Raw genomic sequence first — 20,965 nt, 5'->3', positions numbered from 1 at the left:
CGACATGAGACGCCGTACGCCCATCCCGCCCTCGCCCCTGCCCCAGCGCGCCGGAATCGACCCGGTCCGGCTGCGGATGCCCGCCGACGGCACCTGGAGCGATGTCGGCGGATTCCTCGAAGCCCACTACGCGGGCGGCGCCGGTGCCGACGCGGTCGGCGAGCTGCTGCGGACCGGCCGGGTGGTCGGGCCGGACGGCCGGAGCCTGCGCGCGGAGGACCCGTACACGCCCGGCGGCTACCTCTGGTTCCACCGCGACCTGCCCCCGGAGACCCCGGTGCCGTTCGCGCCGCGCGTCGTGTACCGCGACGGGCACCTGCTGGTCGTCGACAAGCCGCACTTCCTGGCCACCACCCCGCGCGGCAGCCACATCACCCAGACCGCGCTCGCCCGCCTGCGCCACGAGCTGGACCTGCCCGCCCTCAGCCCCGCGCACCGGCTGGACCGGCTCACCGCGGGGCTCGTCATGTTCAGCATCCGCCCCGAGGACCGGGGCGCCTACCAGCTGCTGTTCCAGCGGAAGGCGGTCCGCAAGGAGTACGAGGCCATTGCCGCGCACGATCCGGCGGCCGCCTTCCCGCGCACCGTGCGCAGCCGGATCGAGAAGACCCGCGGGGTCATCGCGGCCGCCGAGGTCCCCGGCGAGCCCAACGCGGAGACCCTCGTGGAGCTGCTCGCGCACCGGGCGGGCCTGGGCCGCTACCGGCTGACCCCGCACACCGGCCGCACCCACCAGCTGCGGGTGCACATGAACAGCCTCGGCCTGCCGATCCTGGGCGACCCGGTCTACCCGCAGGTCACCGACCCGGCGCCGGACGACTACCGCCGGCCGCTGCAACTACTGGCCCGGCGCCTGGAGTTCACCGATCCGGTGACGGGCATCGCGCACCGCTTCGAGAGCGGGCTCACCCTGCAGGCGTGGACGGACTACCAGGCCTGGGCGGAAGGCCCGGAAGAAGGCCCGGAAGAAGGCCCGGAAGAAGGCCGTGGGGTGGAAACGGCCTGAGGGCGGCCCACTCCGGCGATCCGCAGCGCCGCGTCCGCCGTCGCCTCCGCGAACGCCTCCACCGGGCGGTGCGGGGCGGACCGGCGGATCAGGATGACCCCTTCGATCAGCCCGAAGACCAGGTCGCTGCGGAGCGCGAGTCCGGCCGCGTCCCACCGGTGCCGCTCGGCGGCCGCCGCTTCCGCCAGCAACCTGCGGTAGACGGCCTTGAGTTCGGTGCGCATCCGGTGGAACGCGGTGAAGCGTTCGCCGCTCACCTCGGGCAACAGGTAGAGGGCGCCGAGATTGTGCGGACCGCCGCACAGCAGCAGGACGTCGGAACGGCACAGCTCCCAGAGCCGGAGCGCGGCCGGCCGGCCGGTGTCGGCGAGCAGCCGTCCGGCCAGTTCCAGCGAGGGCGAGACGGTGGACTCCAGGAGTTCGGCGAGGAGTTCCTCCTTGCCGCCGAAGTAGTGGTACATCGTGGCCTGGCGCATCCCGGCCTGCCGGGCCACCGCCCGGGTGGTGGTGGCCGCGTACCCGTTGTGGGTGAACAACTCGGCCGCCGCTTCGAGGAGTTCCTCGCGCGGCGGCCGGCCGCTCGCCGGTCTTCGCCGGTCGGCGCGCGGACGCCCGACCCGTCTCTCCGCGTCAATCATGGCCAGATCGTCGCACAGCGCACGCCGAAATGATCATGGCAAGAGATCAGATCAGGCCATCCCCGAATTCGGAGGAAGGCCCAAAAGCGCCTATCCGACCGAGCTGTAGGCCACTACGCCCCGCAACAGGGCGTCCACGGCCTTGCGCGCATTCCGCGCGACCGTACTGCCCCCGTCGGCCCCCGCCGCGGGAGCCGCCGCCGCGATCTGCCCGAGTACGTCGATGACCTGCTTGCACCAGCGGACGAAGTCGCCGGCCGGCATCTCCGCCTCCCGCAGCACCTCGTCCAGGCTCTTGTCCGAGGCCCACTGGTACACCGGCCACGCGAAGCCGAGGTCCGGCTCCCGCTGGCCCACGCCCTCCGCCTGGTTGATCCGGTGCTCCTCCTCCAGGGCGTCCAGCCGGCCCCAGATGCGGACCATCTCACCGAGCGCCGCCTTGGCCGCGCCGCCCGGCACCTTCGGCGCCACCGCGTCGTCGGACTGCCGCGCCTCGAACACCAGCGCCGAGACGCAGGCGGCCAGTTCGGCCGGGGTCAGCCCCTCCCAGATGCCTGCCCGCAGGCACTCCGAGGCCAGCAGGTCCAGCTCCCCGTACAGCCGGGCCAGCCGGCGGCCGTGCTCGGTGACCTCGTCCTCGCGCAGGTAGTCCAGCTCGGTCAGCAGCGCATGGATGCGGTCGAAGGTGCGGGCGATCGTGTTCGTCCGGCCCTCGATCCGCCGCTCCAGCTGCTTGGTGTCCCGCTGCAGCCGGTGGTAGCGCTCCGCCCAGCGGGCGTGGTCCTCCCGCTCGTCACAGCCGTGGCAGGGGTGCGCCCGCAGCGCCGACCGCAGCCGCGCGATCTCGCGGTCGTCGGCCGCCTCGGCCCGGCCGCGCCGGTGCCGGTCGGGCGCGATGTGCCCGGCCTTGGTGCGCAGCGCGGACGCCAGGTCCCGCCGGGACTGCGGCGAACGCGGGTTGAAGGTCTTCGGGATCCGCATCCGCTCGATCGGCTCCACCGGAACCGGGAAGTCGATCCCGGCCAGCCGCTTGACCTGCCGCTCGGCGGTCAGCACCAGCGGCCGCGGACCCTCGTGGTACTCCTGCCCGCGGTACCCGTTGGACCGCCCGGCCGGCACACCCGGGTCCAGCACCAGCGCCAGCCCGGCGAACTTGCCGGTGGGCACGTGGATGACGTCGCCCGGCTTGAGCCGCTCCAGCGAGGCGGCCGCCTGGGCCCGGCGCTGCGTCGCGCCCTGCTTGGCGAGTTCCGTCTCCCGGTCCTTGAGGTCCCGGCGCAGCTGCGCGTACTCCTCGAAGTTCCCGAGGTGGCAGGTCATGCCCTCGCGGTAGCCCTCCAGCCCCTCCTCGTTGCGCTGCACCTGCCGGGAGATCCCGACCACCGAGCGGTCCGCCTGGAACTGCGCGAAGGAGGTCTCCAGCAGCTCGCGCGAGCGGTGCCGGCCGAACTGCTGGACCAGGTTGACGGCCATGTTGTACGAGGGCTTGAAGCTGGACCGCAGCGGATACGTACGGGTGCCCGCGAGGCCGGCCAGGGCGCCCGGGTCCATCCCGCGCTGCCACAGCACCACCGCATGGCCCTCGACGTCGATGCCGCGTCGGCCGGCCCGGCCGGTCAGCTGGGTGTACTCGCCGGGGGTGATGTCGGCGTGCTGCTCGCCGTTCCACTTGACCAGCTTCTCCAGGATGACCGTGCGCGCGGGCATGTTGATGCCCAGCGCCAGCGTCTCGGTGGCGAAGACGGCCTTGACCAGACCGCGGACGAACAGCTCCTCCACGACCTCCTTGAAGGTCGGCAGCATCCCGGCGTGGTGGGCGGCGATGCCCCGCTCCAGGCCCTCCAGCCACTCGTAGTAGCCGAGCACGTGCAGGTCCTCGGCGGGGATGGCTGCGGTCCGCTCCTCGACGATCTCGCGCACCCGCAGCCGTGCCGCGTCGTCGTTGAGCCGCAGGCCCGCGTACAGGCACTGCTGGACGGCCGCCTCGCAGCCGGCCCGGCTGAAGATGAAGGTGATGGCGGGCAGCAGGCCCTCGCGGTCGAGCCGCTCGATGACCTCGGGGCGGCCCGGGGTCCAGATCCGGTTGCGGGAGCGGCGTTCCCGCTCCCGGTCGGCCTCGCGGACCATCTTGCCGCGGCGCCGGTCGCGCGGGTTGTACGTGCGGCTGTTCTCCTCCCGCGCCATGCGCAGCAGGTCGGGGTTGACCTCGCGGCGGGCGGAGCCGCGGCCGCCGTGGTCGGACTCCTCCTCGAAGAGGTCGTAGATCCGTCGGCCGGCCATGACGTGCTGCCACAGCGGGACGGGCCGCTCCTCGGCGACGATCACCTCGGTGTCGCCGCGCACGGTGTCCAGCCAGTCGCCGAACTCCTCGGCGTTGGAGACGGTGGCCGACAGGGACACCAGGGTCACCGACTCGGGGAGGTGGATGATCACCTCTTCCCAGACGGCCCCGCGGAACCGGTCGGAGAGGTAGTGCACCTCGTCCATCACCACGTAGCCGAGGCCGCGCAGCGACTGCGATCCCGCGTACAGCATGTTGCGGAGGACCTCGGTGGTCATGACCACGATCGGTGCCTCGGAATTGACGCTGTTGTCACCGGTGAGCAGGCCGACCTTCTCGGCGCCGTAGCGCTTGACGAGGTCGGCGTACTTCTGGTTGGACAGGGCCTTGATGGGGGTGGTGTAGAAGCACTTGCGGCCCTGGGTCAGGGCGAGGTGGACGGCGAATTCGCCGACGATGGTCTTGCCCGAACCGGTGGGGGCGGCGACGAGCACGCCCTTTCCGGCCTCCAGTGCCTTGCAGGCGTCGATCTGGAAGGGGTCCAGTCCGAATGCGTACATCTCGCGGAAGGGGGCCAGCGCAGTGGCCTCCTCTGCGGCGCGGATCCGGGCAGCGGCGTACCGCTCGGCGGGTGAGAGGTCCTCGGTCATCTTGTGGTCGAGCCTACCCGCCACCTCTGACAACAGTCGCGATCATTTACATGACCAGTCGCACCGCAGCCCGCACGCATTTCGCGGTCACCGGCAGCGGCCCCTGCGGCTCGCCGTCCGCGTAGGCGGTGATCCCCGGCGCCTCCAGGGTGATCTTCGCGGCCCGGTGCACGGTCACCTTGGGGTGGCTCAGGTGCGTGCCCTTGTACACCTTGGGGAACACGGTCAGCAGGGTGCTGCGGGAGCAGTCCCCGACCACGGTGATGTCGAAGAGCCCGTCGTCGGGCACCGCGTCCGCGCAGATCTGCATGCCCCCGCCGTAGGAGGAGCCGTTGCCGACCGCGACGAGGGTGGCCTCGGTCTCGATCACCGGGCCGTCGTCCAGGGTGATGCGGTACGGGAAGGGCCGGAAGGCGGCCAGTTCGGCGAGCATCGCGAGGTCGTACTTGAACCGGCCGGAGGGCCACCGCATCCGGTTGCCCCGGTCGTTGACCCGCGAGTCGAAGCCGGAGCACAGCACGGTCCCGTACCAGCGGTCGCCGATCCGGCCCAGGTCGATCTCCCGGATCCGGCCCTCCTTGAGCCCCTCGGCGGCCAGCCGGCCGGCCCCGGCAGGGTCGCGTACGGGCAGCCCGAGGGCCCGGGCGAAGTCGTTGCCGGTGCCGACGGCGACCACGCCGAGCGGGGTGAGGGTCCCGGCGAGCGCCTGGAGGGCCAGGTGCACCACGCCGTCGCCGCCGACGGCGATCACCGCCCCGGTGCCCTCGCGTACGGCGGCCCGCAGCCGGGCCAGCGCGTCATCGGCATCGGTGCCGACGACCGTCCGTACGCAGTAGCCGGCGGCGCGAAGCGCGGACGCGGCCGGTTGCGCGGCGTGCGCCCCCCGGCCGCGTCCGGCGGTGGGATTGACGAAGAGGGTGATCTCGGCACTCACCCCCGGCAATGTACCGGAGGGTGATCTCGGCGCCCACCACCCTTGGGGGCACCTCCCAGCGGTAGCCGGGGGCGTACCTGTCAGGTGGCGTCGTCGTAACCGTTGATCCGCTGGCGCCCGCCGTCGGCCTGCTCGGGGAGGGCCGCCGGGCTGGCCACCGGTTCGATCTCGCCGAGGGCGGCCGGGGTGAGATCCAGCTCCGCGGCCTCGTCGTCGTCGAGCGCGGCGTCCGGGTCGTTGCGCTGCCGCCGCTTGTCGTTGACCAGGCAGATGCCCAGCGCGATGAAGTAGAGGGCGACGATCGGGGCGGCCAGCGACAGCATGGTGAGCGGGTCACCGGTGGGGGTCGCGAAGGCCGCGAAGACCGTGATGCCGAGGATGAACGCGCGCCACCAGCCGGCCAGCCGCTTTCCTGTCAGGACTCCGGTGAAGTTCAGCAGGACCAGGAGCAGCGGCAGCTCGAAGGCCAGCCCGAAGACGATCACCATGCGGGTGACCAGGTCGAGGTAGTCGTCGACCGGCAGCAGGTTCCGCGCGTGCTCGGGGGTGAAGTCGAGCAGGATCGTGGCGGTCTGCGGAAGGATCGTGTACGCGAGGACCGCGCCGCCCGCGAACAGGGGCGCGCCGATCGCGACGAAGCTCATCGCGTACTTCTTCTCGTGGCTGTGCAGGCCGGGGGCGGCGAACGCCCACAGCTGGTAGAGCCACACCGGCGCGGACAGCACCACACCGGCCATCAAGGAGACCTTGAGGGCGATCGAGAACGGCGCGATGAGACCGTTCACGGTCATATCGGCACAGGACCGGCCGTTGCGCTGGGTCACCACGCCGTCGGTGCAGCCGACGGAGTCCAGCATCGGCCTCAGCAGGAAGTCGATGAGGTCCTTGTAGAAGAAGGCCGCCACGATGGTGATCACGAGGATCGCCAGGACCGACTTCAGCAGCCGGTTTCTCAGCTCACGCAGGTGCTCGACAAGCGGCATCCGCCCTTCGGCGTCCCTCTCCGGCTTGTCCGGTTTCCCCTGCTTGCGGGCAGACTTGAGCAACCCACGTCCCTTGTCTCGTTGCGCTGGCTGACGGTGCGTCCGGAATGTCCGGCGGTGCTCAGCCCTGCGCGGTGCGGTTGGGCTCGTTGACCGGGCGCGAGCTGGTGACGTCACCGGGCGCGGCCTGGATGGTGCGCGGGGCGGCCTGCTGCGGTGCGTCGGCGGTGGGCGCGGCGGGGGCGGCGTCGGCCTGCGGGTCCTCGCCGTCCTTCTTCATGGCCTTGGCCTCGCTCTTGAGGATGCGGGCCGACTTGCCGAGGGAACGGGCCATCTCCGGGAGCTTCTTGGCGCCGAACAGCAGCAGGATGACGGCGATGATCAGAATGATCTCGAGAGGCTTCAGGTTGCCGATCATGTGTGACTTCCTTCTCACCGAAGCGGCTGGAGGTGGTGGCTGCGGCCGGATCGGACGGAAGTCCGAAGGACGCACTGGCAAGGATCGTAACCCGCAGGGGTAAACGCCCGGCAATCCCCCGGGGCACCCCTGATTGCGCCGGGCCGGCTTTGTGAACAGCGCACGAACGGGGTGCTACGGGCGTACCGCGTGGCCGGCACGGGCCAGGTCCTCGGCGGCCCGGCCGAGGTCGCCCGAGGCGTCGGAGATCCTCCGGGCGGACTCCTCGACCTGCCCGGACAGCCGTCTGACCTCGATGCCGACCTTCACGGCCAGCACGGCGAGGACGGCGAGCCCGAGGAAACCCAGGGCGATTGCGAGCATCGGCCACAGCATGCTCCGAGCCTAGGGCACCGGAGGGATCAGACGCTGCGCAGGGTGCTCACCCCGCCACCGGTGAGGAGCTCGACGATCCGCTCCCCGGCGGGTTTGCGGACCGCGGCCCCGCACTCGGGACAGGTGAAGGAGTAGAAGGTGGTCCGGCGGCTGCCGCCGATGGCCAGGCGCAGCGCACCCGCGGCCAGTTCGAGCCGTGCCCGGCAGTCCGGGCAGGCCGCCTTGAAGGTGACCGGCCCCACGGTGAAGGCCGCTCCCGGCGCACCGGAGAACCCGGCTCCGCCGAACCGACCGGAAGTCCCTGACATCCTCGTCCCCCTCGGTCCTGCCGTACGACCGCCGGCTAGGCGGTCTCGCCGTACCCCGCCAGTGCTTCCCGCGCCGCCTGCCGCGCGCTCTCCGCCAGCCCGGCCGGATCCACGATCCGCCCGTCCCGGCCCAGCCGCAGCGCCAGTCGCCGCAGGCTCGCCGGATCAGGGGTCCGCAGGGTGATCCGCAGGCCCCCGTCCGGCAGCTCGCGCGCGCTGTCGTGCGGGTAGTACTCGGCGACCCAGCGGCCGCCCGGCCCCACGTCGACCACGACCTCCGGGTCCTCGGCGGCCGGCTGTACGAGCCCCTCGGACAGGTCGCGCGGCTCGATCGCCGGCGGCTCCGAGCGCTCGTCCAGCAGTCGGATCTCGGCCACCCGGTCCAGTCGGAAGGTCCGCCGGGCCTCCGAGAGGTGGCACCAGCCCTCCAGGTAGGTGTGCCCCACCGCGAACAGCCGGATCGGGTCCACCGTGCGCTCGGTCAGCTCGTCCCGGGCCGGCGAGTAGTAGCGCAGCCACAGCCGCCGGCCCTCGGTGATGGCCCGGTCGACGTCCGCGAAGACCCCGCCCTCCGACTCGAAGGTCACCGACAGCCGGGCACTGGCCCCGGCCGCCTCGCCCGCCGCCGCCTCCAGCTTGGCGGTGGCCCGCAGCAGCGCGTCCCGGTCGCTCTCCCGCAGCCCCGGCAGGGTCGCCACCGCCCGGGCGGCCACCAGCAGCGCGGTCGCCTCGTCGGCGGCCAGCCGCAGCGGCTCCGCCGTGGACTCCCCGGACGCGTCGGGATTGCGCCACCAGATGCGCTCCCCGTCGGTGTCGATGTCCAGCAGGTCCCCGCCCCGGAAACTCGTCCCGCACATGGGCAGCACGTCCAGGTCCGAGATCAGCTCGTCCTCGGTGATCCCGAAGGCCCGCGCCACATCGGCGATGTGCGCCCCGGGGCGCTCGCGCAGGTACGTCACCAGCGACAGCATCCGCCGGGTCTGGTCAATCGCGTTCGCAGCCATAGCTGTTACGAATCCCCCTCAGCCCTTGGCCACGGCACGCAGCCGGTCCACCACGTCGGCCCGCAGATCCGCGGGTTCCACCACCACCACGTCCGGCCCGAACTCCACCAGCCAGGCGTCCAGTCCGTGCCCGTACGGGATTTCCAGCTCGTCCCAGCCGTCGGCGCCCTCGCGCACCACGGTCGCCCGGGCCCGCAGCGGATAGCCGGCTCCGGCCCGCAGCCGGATCAGCGCCGTCCGGTCCGTGATGTCCCCGGCCCACTCGGCCACCGTCTCCCGCACGGTCACCACGTCCGGCACCTCGGCCGTGTACGCGCCCGCCCGGGAGCGGACCTTCCCGGTGATCCGGGACAGCCGGAACACCCGCTCCGCGCCGCGGTCGCGGTCAAAGCCCGCCAGGTACCAGTGGCCGCGCCAGCACTCCAGCGCCCACGGCTCCACCTGGCGCGTCTCGGGCCGCGCCGCATTGGACTTGCGGTAGTCGAAGACCACCGGACGCCGGTCCCGGCAGGCGAGCATCAGCGGCTCGAACGCCGCCTCGTGCACCGGGATCCGCGGCTCGATCGCGCTGTGCCGGCCCTCGTACGGGTCCTCGGCCTCCGGCATCCCCCCGGCCCGCAGCTTCTGCAGGGCGCCGCTGGCCGCACCGGCCAGCCGGGCCTGCTGCCATACCTTGGCTGCCAGGCCCAGCGCCGCGGCCTCCTCGGCGTCCAGCGAGACCGGCGGCAGGGTGTTGCTGTCCCGGCGGGCGAGGTAGCCGATCTCGCCCTCCAGGTTCTCCACCGTCTCGATGACCAGCCCGAGTTCACGCAGATCGTCCTTGTCCCGCTCGAACATGCGGTTGAAGGACTCGTCGTTGCCGGCTTCCATGTACGCCTCGATGGAACCCCGCAGCTCGCGCTTGCTGAGCGGCCGGCGGGTCCCCAGCAGACACAGTGCCAGGTTCATCAACCGCTCGGCCTTGGCAATCGCCATCGACGCCCGCCCCACCCTTCTTCGGACCTACAACGCTCACAAGTCGTGACCGTTGACCGTACCGCCCCGGCGCGTCCCGGCAAAAGCGAGGGCCCCCGCCGGTCAGGCGGGGGCCCACAACTGATCGCGGGTGCGCGGATCAGACGCCGATCAGGTCACAGACGAAGATCAGCGTCTCACCGGGGGCGATCACACCGCCGCCGGCACCGCGGTCGCCGTACGCAAGGTGCGCCGGGATGGTCAGCTTGCGGCGGCCGCCGACCTTCATCCCCTGGATGCCCTGGTCCCAGCCCTTGATGACCTGGCCGGACCCGAGCTGGAACTGCAGCGCCTGGCCGCGGTTCCAGGAAGCGTCGAACTCCTCGCCGGTGGAGAAGGCCACGCCCACGTAGTGGACCTTCACGAAGTTGCCGGCCTTGGCCTCGGCGCCCTCGCCCACCCAGATGTCCTCGATGACGAGGTCCGTCGGGACCGGGCCCTCGGGGAAGTCGATCTCGGGCTTCTCGAGCTGTCCGCTCACTGCACTGCTCCTCAAAATCAAAAACCGGTCAACCGGGACAGTCTTACATCACGGCGAGGATGTCGAGCGTGAACACCAGCGTCGACTTCGGCGGGATGTCACCCTGCTGCTTGTCGCCGAAGCCCTGGTCCTGCGGGATCACCAGCAGGATGCGGCTGCCCGCCTTCTTGCCGACCAGGCCGTCCTTGAGCCCCTTGACGGACAGCTGGTCCATCGGCCAGGTCACCGTCTGGTTCGTGGCGTACGTGCTCTCGAAGAGCTTGTCGTCCTTCCACGTCTTGCCCACGAACTTCACGATCACGCTGTCCTTGTCGGTGACCGGCTTGCCGTCACCCTCCAGGACGTAGTTCGACACCAGCTTGGTGGGCTCGGCCGCGCCCTTCGGCACCGACAGGGAGACTTCCTTGCCGTCCGTGTTCGTGCCGACCTTGGGCAGGTCCTTGTTGTCCTGGGCGATCTCCTTGCCCTTGGCCGAGGCCGGAGACGGCAGCGAGGCGCCCTTGACGATGTCCACGACGAAGACCAGGGTCGCGTTCGGCTTGATCTTCTCGCCGGAGCCCTCCGCGCCGTAGCCGAGCTCCGGCGGGATCACCAGCTCGACCCGGCTGCCGACCTTCTGGCCTTCCAGGCCCTGGTCCCAGCCCTTGATGACCCGGCCCGCGCCGAGCTCGAGGTCGAAGGGGGTGCCCCGGTCGAAGCTCTGGTCGAACGGCTCCTTGCCGTCCCAGACCTGGCCGAGGTAATTGACCTGGGCGACATCGCCCTTCTTCAGCGCCGGGCCCTTGCCCTCGCTGATGACCTTCACCTTCAGTTCCTTGGGCGGTTCCCCCTTGCCCGTGGACAGGGTGGGCTTCTCCCCGAACTTCGCGCCCGCGGTGATCGCGGGCACGTCGTTCGTCATCTGGGTGGAGGCGGAGTCGGAGCCCTTGTCGTCGCCATCACCGCAGGCCGCTGTCGACAGCAGCAGAAGGGGGACGACAAGCAGGCCGGCAAGTCGGCGCACGTGTTCCTCAGATCTCAGACGGCACATCGGTCGCCCGCCACTCTAAGGTGTGGATCAGGCCCCGCACGAGAAACGTACGGGGCCTGGCCGATTCACCGGCGGAACGCACCGGCGGAACGCACCTGCCGCTCACATGCCGGCGATCAGCTTCTCCACCCGGTCGTCCACCGAACGGAACGGGTCCTTGCACAGGACCGTGCGCTGCGCCTGGTCGTTCAGCTTCAGGTGCACCCAGTCCACCGTGAAGTCCCGGCGCTGCTCCTGCGCCCGCCGGATGAAGTCGCCGCGCAGCCGCGCCCGGGTGGTCTGCGGGGGCACCGACTTGCCCTCGAAGATCTTCAGGTCATTGCAGATCCGCGCCGTCTGCCCCTTGCGCTCCAGCAGGTAGTACAGCCCCCGCCGGCGGTGGATGTCGTGGTACGCGAGGTCTATCTGAGCCACCCGCGGGTTCGACATGGTCATGTTGTGCTTGGCCCGGTACCGCTCGATGAGCTTGTACTTGATGACCCAGTCGATCTCGGTCTCGATCCGGCCCAGGTCCTCCTGCTCGACCGCGTCGAGGGTCCGGCCCCACAGCTCCAGCACCTGCTCCACCGTGCCGGTACGGATGCCCCGGCGCTCGGCGAAGTCCACGGCCTTGTCGTAGTACTCGCGCTGGATCTCCAGCGCCGAGGCCTCCCGGCCGCTGGCCAGGCGCACCTTGCGCTGGCCGGTGATGTCGTGGCTGACCTCGCGGATCGCCCGGATCGGGTTCTCCAGGGTGAGGTCCCGCATGACCGTGCCCGCCTCGATCATGCGCAGCACCAGGTCGGTCGCGCCGACCTTGAGCAGCATGGTCGTCTCGGACATGTTCGAGTCGCCGACGATCACGTGCAGCCGGCGGTAGCGCTCGGCGTCCGCGTGCGGCTCGTCGCGGGTGTTGATGATCGGCCTGGACCGGGTCGTCGCGGAGCTGACGCCCTCCCAGATGTGCTCGGCCCGCTGGCTGACGCAGTAGACCGCGCCCCGGGGGGTCTGCAGTACCTTGCCGGCCCCGCAGATGAGCTGCCGGGTGACGAGGAACGGGATGAGGATGTCCGCCAGGCGGGAGAATTCCCCGTGCCGCGCCACCAGGTAGTTCTCGTGGCAGCCGTAGGAGTTGCCCGCCGAGTCGGTGTTGTTCTTGAAAAGATAGACGTCGCCCGCGATTCCCTCCTCGTGCAGGCGGCGTTCGGCGTCGACGAGCAGGCCTTCGAGAATGCGCTCGCCGGCCTTGTCGTGGGTGACCAGTTCGGTCACGTTGTCACATTCGGGAGTTGCATATTCCGGATGTGAACCCACGTCGAGGTAGAGGCGGGCGCCGTTCCGCAGGAAGACATTGCTGCTGCGGCCCCATGACACAACACGGCGGAAGAGGTAGCGCGCCACTTCGTCAGGAGACAGTCGGCGCTGTCCCCTGAACGTGCACGTGACGCCGTACTCGTTCTCCAGCCCGAAAATGCGGCGGTCCATGACTGAACATTACGCCTTCTGCTGTGTTCTGAAACCGGGTTCGAGAGCGCCGTTTCGATCAGTTTCCGATGAGCAGGCCCGATGAGCCCTCGACCGTGCGGCTGCGCGGCGGAGCTGCGAGGACTCGCTGAGTGGCCATCAGGACCAGCAGGGCCAGGGCCCCGCCCACGCTCGCCACGCCGAAGCCCACCGCCGTGCCGCCCAGTTCCACGGCCGGACCCGCCATCGCCGTACCGATCGCCGCGCCCACCCCGAAGGAGGTCACCAGCCAGGAGAACGCCTCCGTGACCGTGCCCGCCGGAGCGTGCCGGTCCACCACGATGAAGGCACAGGCGATGGCCGGCGCCAGGAACACGCCCGCCAGCGCCGCCAGCGCGGTCATCGCCACCGGGCCCGGCACCAGCATCAGCGGCAGGTAGCAGACGGCCAGCAGGGCCACCAGCGCCCGCAGCCGCCGTTCCGGTGTCCCCGCCCACTGGCGCGCCCCGTAGGCCACCCCGCCGACCAGGGCACCCAGCCCGAGGGCGGCCATCAGCCAGCCGTAGACGGCCTGGTTCCCGTGGTCGTCGGCGTACGCCACGCCCGCGACCGTGATGGACCCCAGGGCGCTGCCGACGAAGAAGAAAGCCCCCAGCAGGGCCAGCAGCCCGCCCGAGCGCAGGGCCCCCAGCCAGTGCGCCTCGCGCGGCGCCGAGCGCCAGGTGCGGGAGGGCTCCGACAGCACCACCGAGAGCGCCCCGAGGACGCCCACGGCGTTGAGCACCAGGAGGGCCACCCCCGGGTCCCAGAGCGCCACGCACAGCGTCACCAGCAGCGGGCCGACCGTGAACATGACCTCCTGGGCCACCGCGTCCATGGCGTACGCCTTGTGCACCTGCTCCTCGCGGCCGCCGAGCACGCTGGGCCACAGGGCCCGCAGCCCGCCCTCCAGCGGTGGGGTGAACAGTCCGGCGACGACGACGGCGGCGTACGCGGCGTACGTGCCGCCGGTGCCCGCCAGCACCAGCCAGACCATGCCGAGCGCGGACACCAGGGCGGCCGGCAGCTGGATGCGGGGCTGGCCGAAGAGGTCCACGGCCCGCCCGAGCAACGGCTGCCCCACGGCGTTGGCCACCCCGTACGCGGCGGCGAGGGCCCCCGCGAGGCTGTAGCTGCCGCCCTCGGCCCGGGTGAACAGCACGATCGCGATGGGCGCCGTGCCGTTGGGCAGCCGGCCGACGAGGGTGCCTATCAGCAGCCTCGCCGCGTGCCGGGTTCTGAGCAGCTCCGAGTATCCCGCGGCCATGGAATGCCCCCTTCCGCCTCGGAGTGTACGACCGAGGTAATACGTATAACGTGACAGGTCATACGTACCATGGCCGCAGTCCCCGGGTCCACCCCGAGAACCCCGCCCCCACCTCTGACCTCGCACAACAGGAGTCGCACGTGACGAGACCCACCAGCCGGGACGTCGCCCGCCAGGCCGGCGTCTCCCAGGCCACCGTCTCCCTCGTCCTCGGCGACAAATGGCGCGGCCGGGTCTCCGAGCGAACCGCCGAACTGGTCCGGCACGCCGCGGCCGAGCTCGGCTACCGCCCCAACCTCGCCGCCCGCAGCCTCCGCCTCGGCTCCACCCGCACCGCCCTGCTCGTCGTCCCCGCGCTCACCAACGAGTTCTTCGCCCGCGTCTACACCGGCGCCGCCCAGGTCGCCGCGGAACACGGCTTCAGCGTGGTCCTCTACCTCTCCCCCGACGGCACCGGCCCCGCCCGCAACCCCTTCGCCTCGGCCAGTGCCGCCCTCGACGGAGTCATCGCCTCCTCCATGGCCGCCGACGCCCTCCAGGCCATCAGCGGCGCCGGCACCGAACTCCCCCTCGTCATGCTCGACAGCGACCCCGACACCGGCGGGGCCGCCGCCTTCGTCAACCTCGCCCTCGCCGACGGGATCCGCCAGGCCACGGAACACCTGCTCGGCCTCGGCCACCGCAGCTTCCTGCACCTCGCCTCGGCGGTGCACTCCTGGACCTTCGACGTCCGCGCCACCGCCCTCACCGAGGCCCTCGGCCCCCACGCCCGGCTGCGCACCGTACGCTCCGCGCTCGACGTCCCGGCCGCCACCGCCGCCATGGAAACCGCCCTCTCCGGCCCCGGCCCCCATCCGACCGCCGTCGTCTGCGACGACGACATCCTCGCCGTCGGCGCCTGCAAGGCCGCCCGCCGGCTCGGCCTGCGCATCCCCGAAGACCTCTCCGTCACCGGCTTCGACGACCTCGCCCTCGCCACCGCCGTCGAACCCGAGCTCACCACCGTCTCGCTGCCCGCCGAACACGTCGGCCGACAGGGCATGAGCGCCCTCCTCGCCGTCCTCGACGGCCAGACCTGGACGGCCCCCGACATCCCGGTCCACCTCGTCGTCCGCGGCTCCACCGCCCCACCGCCGACCCCCTAGCGGGTGTCTTGCCGATCAGGCCGGGCTCGCGCCCTGATCGGCAAGACACCCCTAGAACACGACAGTGCCCCGGCCCGCCGAACGGCGGAACCAGGGCGCTGTCGTGCGATCTGCTGCTTGCCCGCTACTCGGAGTCCTCGGGCGCCTCGTCGTTGGAGACGGCGTCCGCCTGCGCGGCCGGCGTCACCTCCGGCTCCAGCAGCCGGGCCAGCTGCCGGCCCCGGATCCGCTTGAACTTCCGCTGCTGGGTCCGCGTACGGTCCAGGACCGCGACCTCCAGCCGGTCCGCCGGGATCTCCCGGTCGGCACCGTTGGCCTGGCTGGACAGCGCCTGAACCGCCAGCTTCAGCGCCTCGGGAAGGGACATCCCGTCCTGGTGGCGCTGGTCCAGGTACGTGCTGATCTGCTCGGCATTGCCGCCGACCGCGACCGAGCCGTGCTCGTCCACGATCGACCCGTCGTGCGGCAGCCGGTAGATCTGGTCCCCGGCGGCCGTGGCCCCGACCTCCGCCACCACCAGCTCCACCTCGTACGGCTTCTCGCCCGCCGAGGAGAAGATGGTGCCCAGCGTCTGCGCGTACACGTTCGCGAGCCCACGGGCCGTCACATCGTCCCGGTCGTAGGTGTATCCGCGCAGATCGGCGTAGCGCACACCGCCGATCCGCAGGTTCTCGTACTCGTTGTACTTGCCGGCCGCGGCGAAGCCGATCCGGTCGTAGATCTCGCTGAACTTGTGCAGCGCACGGGACGGGTTCTCACCGACGAACACGATGCCGTCGGCGTACTGGAGCACAACCAGGCTGCGACCGCGGGCGATGCCCTTGCGGGCGTACTCGGCCCGGTCGGCCATGGCCTGCTGAGGTGAGACGTAGAACGGAGTCGACACCGGCTATCCGCCCCTTTCTTCTTCTGGGCTGACGAGTACTTACAGGAGCGCGGCGCGCGGGCCGTCGGGCTCCTCCATGCGCCGTTCGGTGACCGAACGGGCCAGCGCCGAGGACTCCTCCTCGCTGAGCCGGCGGAAGCCCTCGTCGGTGATGACGGTGATGATGGGGAAGATCCGGCGGTACAGGTCCGGCCCACCGGTCGCCGAGTCGTCGTCGGCGGCGTCGTAGAGGGCCTGCACGACCAGCGTGGTGGCCTGCTCCTCCGTCAGATCGGGCCGGTACAGCTTCTTCATGGAACCCCGGGCGAAGATCGACCCGGAGCCGGTGGCGGCGAACCCGTGCTCCTCGGAGCGGCCGCCGGTGACGTCGTAGGAGAAGATCCGGCCCTTCTCCTTGCCCTCGTCCCAGCCGGCGAACAGCGGGACGACGGCGAGGCCCTGCATGGCCATGCCGAGGTTGCTGCGGATCATGGTGGACAGGCGGTTCGCCTTGCCCTCCAGGGAGAGGGTCGCCCCCTCCACCTTCTCGAAGTGCTCCAGCTCCAGCTGGAACAGCTTGACCATCTCCACGGCCAGGCCCGCCGTGCCGGCGATGCCCACCGCGGAGTACTCATCGGCGGGGAACACCTTCTCGATGTCCCGCTGCGCGATCATGTTCCCCATGGTCGCCCGCCGGTCACCGGCGAGGACCACGCCATCGGGGAACGTGGCGGCCACGATGGTCGTCCCGTGCGGGGCCTCGATGATCCCCTCGGGCAGCTTCCGGTTCCCCGGGAGCAGCTCGGGCGAGTGCGCGCCCAGGAAGTCCATGAAGGACGAGGACCCCGGCGTCAGGAAGGCTGCCGGTAGACGCCCCGTGCCACGAGTGTTGGCTTCCACGCGATTCCTTCCGGATAGGCGGCGACCCCGCCACCGGGGCCGGGCCGAACGATCATTTCGAACTGTGGCACGGACCCTACCCGGGACCGGGCCGGTCATCCGCCCCGGCACCGGCGGCTTGAGCCGCCGGTCTGCCGGGACGGAGACCCCAGGGACACCCTCGGGCATCTCACCTTGGATTCCAAGGCGAAACAGCCTTACTGGCCACCCTTTTGCACGAAGGAGCGCACGAAGTCCTCGGCATTCTCCTCGAGCACGTCGTCGATTTCGTCGAGGACGGAGTCGACGTCGTCGGAGAGCTTCTCCTGCCGCTCCTTGAGGTCGGAGCTCGCCTCGGCCGTCGTCTCCTCGACCTCCTCGGTCGAGCGCGTCGCCTTCTGCTGTCCGCCGCCGGTGTCCTTGGTCGCCATGTCTACCTCACCCCGCTCGGTTCGCACGCTCACATCGAGACCCCGGGATCGGAATCTCAAGATCGATCAGACCCTATGTCGGACCCTACAAGGAGGGTCCGACGTTCGTCCCCGCACTTTCATAACGTCCGGGTTCCTTCATGATTCCCGGCCGCGCGGCCTTTCAGCCGCGATCAGCCGCCGGAAAGGACGCGGACCAGGTCCTCGGCCGTCCGGCAGCGGTCCAGGAGCTCCTTGACGTGGTTCCGCGTACCCCGCAGGGGTTCCAGGGTCGGAACCCGCTGGAGCGAGTCGCGCCCCGGGAGGTCGAAGATCACCGAGTCCCAGGAGGCCGCGGCCACGTCGTCCGCGTACTGCTCCAGGCAGCGGCCGCGGAAGTAGGCCCGGGTGTCCTCCGGGGGCTTGCTCCGGGCCCGTTCCACCGCCGGCTCCTCCAGCAGCCGCTGCATCTTGCCGCGGGCCGCCAGGCGGTTGTACAGGCCCTTGTCCTGGCGTACGTCCGAGTACTGGAGGTCGACCAGGTGCAGTCGCGCCGCGTCCCAGCCCAGCCCGTCCCGGCGCCGGTAGCCCTCCAGGATCTCCCGCTTGGCGATCCAGTCCAGCTCGCCCGACAGGCTCATCGGGTCGCGCTCCAGCCGGCCCAGCACGTCCTCCCAGCGGACCAGGACATCGGTCGTCTGCTCGTCCGCATCGGAGCCGAACCGCTCCTCCACGTACTTCCGCGCCAGCTCGAAGTACTCCATCTGGAGTTGTACGGCGGTCAGCGTGCGGCCGCTGCGCAGCGTGATCAGCTTGCGGAGGTCGGGGTCGTGGGAGACCTGGTGCAGGGTGCGCACCGGCTGGTCCACAGCCAGGTCCACGTTGATGAAGCCGTCCTCGATCATGGAGAGGACCAGGGCCGTCGTACCCAGCTTCAGGTAGGTCGAGATCTCGGAGAGGTTCGCGTCGCCGATGATCACGTGCAGCCTGCGGTACTTCTCCGCGTCCGAGTGGGGCTCGTCGCGCGTGTTGATGATGGGCCGCTTGAGGGTGGTCTCCAGGCCGACCTCGACCTCGAAGTAGTCCGCACGCTGGCTGATCTGGAAGCCGTGCTCGCGGCCGTCCTGGCCGATGCCGACGCGGCCGGCGCCGGTGACCACCTGGCGGCTGACGAAGAAGGGGGTGAGGTGGCGCACGATGTCCGAGAAGGGGGTCTCCCGCTTCATCAGGTAGTTCTCGTGCGTGCCGTAGGAGGCGCCCTTGTTGTCGGTGTTGTTCTTGTAGAGGTGGATCGGCTGGGCGCCGGGCAGCTGGGCGGCCCGTTCGGCGGCCTCGGCCATGATCCGCTCGCCGGCCTTGTCCCACAGGACCGCGTCCAGCGGGTTGGTGATCTCGGGCGAGCTGTACTCGGGGTGGGCGTGGTCGACGTAGAGCCGTGCTCCGTTGGTGAGGATGACATTGGCCAGGCCGATGTCCTCGTCGGTGAGCTGGCTGCTGTCGGCGGCCTCGCGGGCGAGGTCGAAGCCGCGGGCGTCCCGCAGCGGGTTCTCCTCCTCGAAGTCCCAGCGGGCGCGTCGCGCCCGGTGCATCGCCGCCGCGTACGCATTGACGATCTGGGACGAGGTGAGCATGGCATTGGCGTTCGGGTGACCGGGGACGGAGATCCCGTACTCCGTCTCGATCCCCATTACGCGCCGTACGGTCATGCGGCCCTCCTTGCCCGGCGGCGCTCCCGACCGGGAGCGGTACGGAAGAGCCTAGAGCGGCTCCGCGCTGGTGGGGAGATCATTTCTGTCATTGAATTGTGGCCCGAGCGGCTGAAAAGCAGGCGGCTGCGGGTGCCCCTTTTCAGGGCATCCGCAGCCGCCCCGTTCGATCAGAGGTACTGACCGGTGTTGGCCACCGTGTCGATGGAGCGACCGGTGTCCGCACCCTGCTTTCCGGTGACGAGGGTGCGGATGAAGACAATCCGCTCGCCCTTCTTTCCGGAGATCCGGGCCCAGTCGTCCGGGTTGGTGGTGTTCGGCAGGTCCTCGTTCTCCTTGAACTCGTCCACGCAAGCCTGGAGGAGGTGGGAGACCCTGAGGCCCTTCTGGTTGTGCTCGAGGAAGGCCTTGATCGCCATCTTCTTCGCACGGTCGACGATGTTCTGGATCATTGCGCCGGAGTTGAAGTCCTTGAAGTAGAGGACTTCCTTGTCGCCGTTGGCGTACGTGACCTCGAGGAAGCGGTTCTCCTCGGTTTCGGCGTACATCTGCTCGACGACCGTCTGGATCATGCTGTGCACCGCGACCTCGGCGGACCCCTGGTGCTCGGAGAGGTCTTCCGTGTGCAGCGGCAGGGAGGCCTTGAGGTACTTGGCGAAGATGTCCTTCGCCGCCTCGGCGTCCGGGCGCTCGATCTTGATCTTCACGTCGAGCCGGCCGGGGCGCAGGATGGCCGGGTCGATCATGTCCTCGCGGTTGGAGGCGCCGATGACGATGACGTTCTCCAGGCCCTCCACGCCGTCGATCTCGGCGAGCAGCTGCGGGACGATGGTGTTCTCCACGTCCGAGCTGACTCCGGATCCGCGGGTGCGGAAGAGGGATTCCATCTCGTCGAAGAAGACGATGACGGGGGTGCCCTCGCTCGCCTTCTCACGGGCACGCTGGAAGACGAGGCGGATGTGCCGCTCGGTCTCGCCGACGTACTTGTTGAGGAGCTCGGGGCCCTTGATGTTCAGGAAGTAGGACTTCCCGGCGGCCTGTCCGGTCACCTCGGCGACCTTCTTGGCAAGGGAGTTGGCCACTGCCTTGGCGATGAGCGTCTTGCCGCAGCCGGGCGGGCCGTAGAGCAGGATGCCCTTCGGCGGCCGCAGTTCGTGCTCCTTGAAGAGGTCGGGGTAGAGGTACGGGAGCTCGACGGCGTCGCGGATCAGCTCGATCTGGTCGCCCAGGCCGCCGATCTTCTCGTAGTCGATGTCGGGGACCTCTTCGAGGACGAGGTCCTCGACTTCGCTCTTGGGGACGACCTCGTAGACGTAGCCGGAGCGGGGTTCGAGCAGGAGGGCGTCACCGGGGCGGATGGTGATGTCCAGGAGCGGCTCGGCGAGCCTCACCACCCTTTCCTCGTCGGTGTGCCCGACGACCAGGGCGCGCTCGCCGTCCTCGAGGATCTCCTTGAGGGTGACGATGTCCCCGGCCCGCTCGTACTCCATGGCCTCGACCACGTTGAGGGCCTCGTTGAGCATGACCTCCTGGCCGCGCCGGAGGTCTTCCGGTTCGACGCTGGGGCTGACGTTCACGCGGAGCTTTCGGCCTCCGGTGAAGATGTCGACGGTGCCGTCCTCGTTCGCCTGCAGGAAGACACCGAAGCCGGCCGGCGGCTGCGCGAGCCGGTCGACTTCCTCCTTGAGTGCCACGATCTGGTCGCGGGCTTCACGGAGGGTATTGGCCAGTCGCTCGTTTTGTGCGGAGACGCCGGCCAGGTTTGTCTGGAGCTCGACGATCCGCTCTTCGAGAATCCTCGTGTGTCGCGGAGAGTCGGCGAGCTTACGTCGCAGGACGGCGATTTCCTGCTCGAGATAGGCAACCTGGCCGGCGGGGTCTTCGGACCCCCGACCGGGCCGGATGCCGCGGTTGATGTCGTCGTCGTGGGCTGCCACGGTCCTCACCTCCTCCAAGGGGAGCTGGACGCTTCCTGACCCTACCTGGGCTGGTGGTGATTGAAACCCCTAGATCACAAAGACGGTAGGGGCGTGTCCGATCTTCACCCTTGCGTATCCCCTCACGCCAGGTGAATACCCACCCATCAACA

General features: G+C 70.3%; 19 protein-coding genes and 1 pseudogene. 2 read left to right on the top strand and 18 right to left on the bottom strand.

Going from position 1 to position 20,965, the window contains the following annotated elements; all coding sequences use genetic code 11:
• Positions 1-4: 4 nt before the first annotated feature.
• The gene (locus AB0447_RS31940; protein WP_366480358.1) at positions 5-1,006 is read left to right on the top strand and encodes a pseudouridine synthase; all 1,002 of its coding nucleotides are present in this window, start codon (positions 5-7) and stop codon (positions 1,004-1,006) included.
• Here AB0447_RS31940 and AB0447_RS31935 read toward each other — a convergent pair.
• The 13 genes and pseudogenes from AB0447_RS31935 to AB0447_RS31875 form a co-directional block, all read right to left on the bottom strand.
• Positions 928-1,644 (bottom strand): helix-turn-helix domain-containing protein, encoded by a 717-nt coding sequence (locus AB0447_RS31935; RefSeq protein WP_366480357.1) that lies wholly within the window; start codon positions 1,642-1,644, stop codon positions 928-930. The genes AB0447_RS31940 and AB0447_RS31935 overlap by 79 nt on opposite strands.
• 90 nt (positions 1,645-1,734) lie before the next feature.
• Positions 1,735-4,575: a DEAD/DEAH box helicase gene (locus AB0447_RS31930; RefSeq protein WP_366480356.1), complete on the bottom strand. Its 2,841-nt coding sequence runs from the start codon at positions 4,573-4,575 to the stop codon at positions 1,735-1,737.
• Positions 4,576-4,621: 46 nt separating this feature from the next.
• Complete coding sequence (locus AB0447_RS31925) at positions 4,622-5,509, bottom strand: diacylglycerol kinase (RefSeq protein WP_366480355.1); 888 nt, start codon at positions 5,507-5,509, stop codon at positions 4,622-4,624.
• Positions 5,510-5,589: 80 nt separating this feature from the next.
• The gene (gene tatC / locus AB0447_RS31920) at positions 5,590-6,555 is read right to left on the bottom strand and encodes a twin-arginine translocase subunit TatC (protein ID WP_366480354.1); all 966 of its coding nucleotides are present in this window, start codon (positions 6,553-6,555) and stop codon (positions 5,590-5,592) included.
• A 58-nt stretch (positions 6,556-6,613) separates the two neighbouring features.
• Positions 6,614-6,910 carry a Sec-independent protein translocase subunit TatA gene (gene tatA / locus AB0447_RS31915; protein WP_366480353.1) on the bottom strand — a complete coding sequence of 99 codons (297 nt, stop codon included), beginning with the start codon at positions 6,908-6,910 and terminating at the stop codon, positions 6,614-6,616.
• 174 nt (positions 6,911-7,084) lie between these two features.
• Positions 7,085-7,285, bottom strand: coding sequence for a hypothetical protein (locus AB0447_RS31910; protein WP_366480352.1), 201 nt, complete (start codon positions 7,283-7,285; stop codon positions 7,085-7,087).
• Between the two features lie 26 nt (positions 7,286-7,311).
• Entirely contained in the window at positions 7,312-7,593 is a 282-nt protein-coding gene (locus tag AB0447_RS31905; protein ID WP_366480351.1) for a hypothetical protein, read from the bottom strand.
• Between the two features lie 35 nt (positions 7,594-7,628).
• Entirely contained in the window at positions 7,629-8,597 is a 969-nt protein-coding gene (locus tag AB0447_RS31900) for a WYL domain-containing protein (RefSeq protein WP_366480350.1), read from the bottom strand.
• A gap of 18 nt (positions 8,598-8,615) precedes the next feature.
• Positions 8,616-9,572, bottom strand: a complete 957-nt coding sequence (locus tag AB0447_RS31895) for a WYL domain-containing protein (RefSeq protein ID WP_366480349.1) — start codon at positions 9,570-9,572, stop codon at positions 8,616-8,618.
• Positions 9,573-9,711: 139 nt separating this feature from the next.
• The gene (locus tag AB0447_RS31890) at positions 9,712-10,092 is read right to left on the bottom strand and encodes an FKBP-type peptidyl-prolyl cis-trans isomerase (protein ID WP_366480348.1); all 381 of its coding nucleotides are present in this window, start codon (positions 10,090-10,092) and stop codon (positions 9,712-9,714) included.
• Between the two features lie 43 nt (positions 10,093-10,135).
• Positions 10,136-11,095 carry an FKBP-type peptidyl-prolyl cis-trans isomerase gene (locus AB0447_RS31885; protein ID WP_366480347.1) on the bottom strand — a complete coding sequence of 320 codons (960 nt, stop codon included), beginning with the start codon at positions 11,093-11,095 and terminating at the stop codon, positions 10,136-10,138.
• Positions 11,096-11,224: 129 nt separating this feature from the next.
• On the bottom strand, positions 11,225-12,586 hold the full coding sequence (pafA, locus tag AB0447_RS31880) for a Pup--protein ligase (RefSeq protein WP_366480346.1): 1,362 nt from the start codon (positions 12,584-12,586) through the stop codon (positions 11,225-11,227).
• Between the two features lie 9 nt (positions 12,587-12,595).
• A pseudogene (locus AB0447_RS31875) lies at positions 12,596-13,871 on the bottom strand (MFS transporter).
• 140 nt (positions 13,872-14,011) lie between these two features.
• Between AB0447_RS31875 and AB0447_RS31870 the strand changes: the two are divergent.
• The gene (locus tag AB0447_RS31870; RefSeq protein ID WP_366480345.1) at positions 14,012-15,016 is read left to right on the top strand and encodes a LacI family DNA-binding transcriptional regulator; all 1,005 of its coding nucleotides are present in this window, start codon (positions 14,012-14,014) and stop codon (positions 15,014-15,016) included.
• Between the two features lie 124 nt (positions 15,017-15,140).
• Here the strand turns inward: AB0447_RS31870 and prcA are convergent, their stop codons facing one another.
• The 5 genes from prcA to arc form a co-directional block, all read right to left on the bottom strand.
• A complete protein-coding gene (prcA, locus tag AB0447_RS31865) occupies positions 15,141-15,902 on the bottom strand; it encodes a proteasome subunit alpha (RefSeq protein ID WP_366480344.1) in 762 nt (253 codons plus the stop codon).
• Between the two features lie 39 nt (positions 15,903-15,941).
• Entirely contained in the window at positions 15,942-16,781 is an 840-nt protein-coding gene (prcB, locus tag AB0447_RS31860) for a proteasome subunit beta (RefSeq protein ID WP_366480343.1), read from the bottom strand.
• A 197-nt stretch (positions 16,782-16,978) separates the two neighbouring features.
• The gene (locus tag AB0447_RS31855; RefSeq protein ID WP_175439096.1) at positions 16,979-17,191 is read right to left on the bottom strand and encodes a ubiquitin-like protein Pup; all 213 of its coding nucleotides are present in this window, start codon (positions 17,189-17,191) and stop codon (positions 16,979-16,981) included.
• 173 nt (positions 17,192-17,364) lie between these two features.
• Positions 17,365-18,876 carry a depupylase/deamidase Dop gene (dop, locus tag AB0447_RS31850; protein WP_366480342.1) on the bottom strand — a complete coding sequence of 504 codons (1,512 nt, stop codon included), beginning with the start codon at positions 18,874-18,876 and terminating at the stop codon, positions 17,365-17,367.
• Between the two features lie 170 nt (positions 18,877-19,046).
• Positions 19,047-20,813 carry a proteasome ATPase gene (gene arc / locus AB0447_RS31845; RefSeq protein WP_366480341.1) on the bottom strand — a complete coding sequence of 589 codons (1,767 nt, stop codon included), beginning with the start codon at positions 20,811-20,813 and terminating at the stop codon, positions 19,047-19,049.
• Positions 20,814-20,965 lie beyond the last annotated feature (152 nt).

It is taken from the genome of Streptomyces sp. NPDC051211 (genome assembly GCF_040689505.1).
Lineage (GTDB): Bacteria > Actinomycetota > Actinomycetes > Streptomycetales > Streptomycetaceae > Streptomyces.
This window is presented reverse-complemented; position numbering and strand designations above follow the sequence as displayed.

What these genes read in the sequence shown, in the direction of transcription:
- AB0447_RS31930 (WP_366480356.1), bottom strand. Translation starts at nt 4,575, where the DNA reads ATGACCGAGGACCTCTCACCCGCCGAGCGGTACGCCGCTGCCCGGATC.
- dop (WP_366480342.1), bottom strand. Translation starts at nt 18,876, where the DNA reads ATGACCGTACGGCGCGTAATGGGGATCGAGACGGAGTACGGGATCTCC.
- AB0447_RS31910 (WP_366480352.1), bottom strand. Translation starts at nt 7,285, where the DNA reads ATGCTGTGGCCGATGCTCGCAATCGCCCTGGGTTTCCTCGGGCTCGCC.
- AB0447_RS31940 (WP_366480358.1), top strand. Translation starts at nt 5, where the DNA reads ATGAGACGCCGTACGCCCATCCCGCCCTCGCCCCTGCCCCAGCGCGCC.
- tatA (WP_366480353.1), bottom strand. Translation starts at nt 6,910, where the DNA reads ATGATCGGCAACCTGAAGCCTCTCGAGATCATTCTGATCATCGCCGTC.
- AB0447_RS31855 (WP_175439096.1), bottom strand. Translation starts at nt 17,191, where the DNA reads ATGGCGACCAAGGACACCGGCGGCGGACAGCAGAAGGCGACGCGCTCG.
- AB0447_RS31895 (WP_366480349.1), bottom strand. Translation starts at nt 9,572, where the DNA reads ATGGCGATTGCCAAGGCCGAGCGGTTGATGAACCTGGCACTGTGTCTG.
- AB0447_RS31900 (WP_366480350.1), bottom strand. Translation starts at nt 8,597, where the DNA reads ATGGCTGCGAACGCGATTGACCAGACCCGGCGGATGCTGTCGCTGGTG.
- AB0447_RS31935 (WP_366480357.1), bottom strand. Translation starts at nt 1,644, where the DNA reads ATGATTGACGCGGAGAGACGGGTCGGGCGTCCGCGCGCCGACCGGCGA.
- AB0447_RS31905 (WP_366480351.1), bottom strand. Translation starts at nt 7,593, where the DNA reads ATGTCAGGGACTTCCGGTCGGTTCGGCGGAGCCGGGTTCTCCGGTGCG.
- pafA (WP_366480346.1), bottom strand. Translation starts at nt 12,586, where the DNA reads ATGGACCGCCGCATTTTCGGGCTGGAGAACGAGTACGGCGTCACGTGC.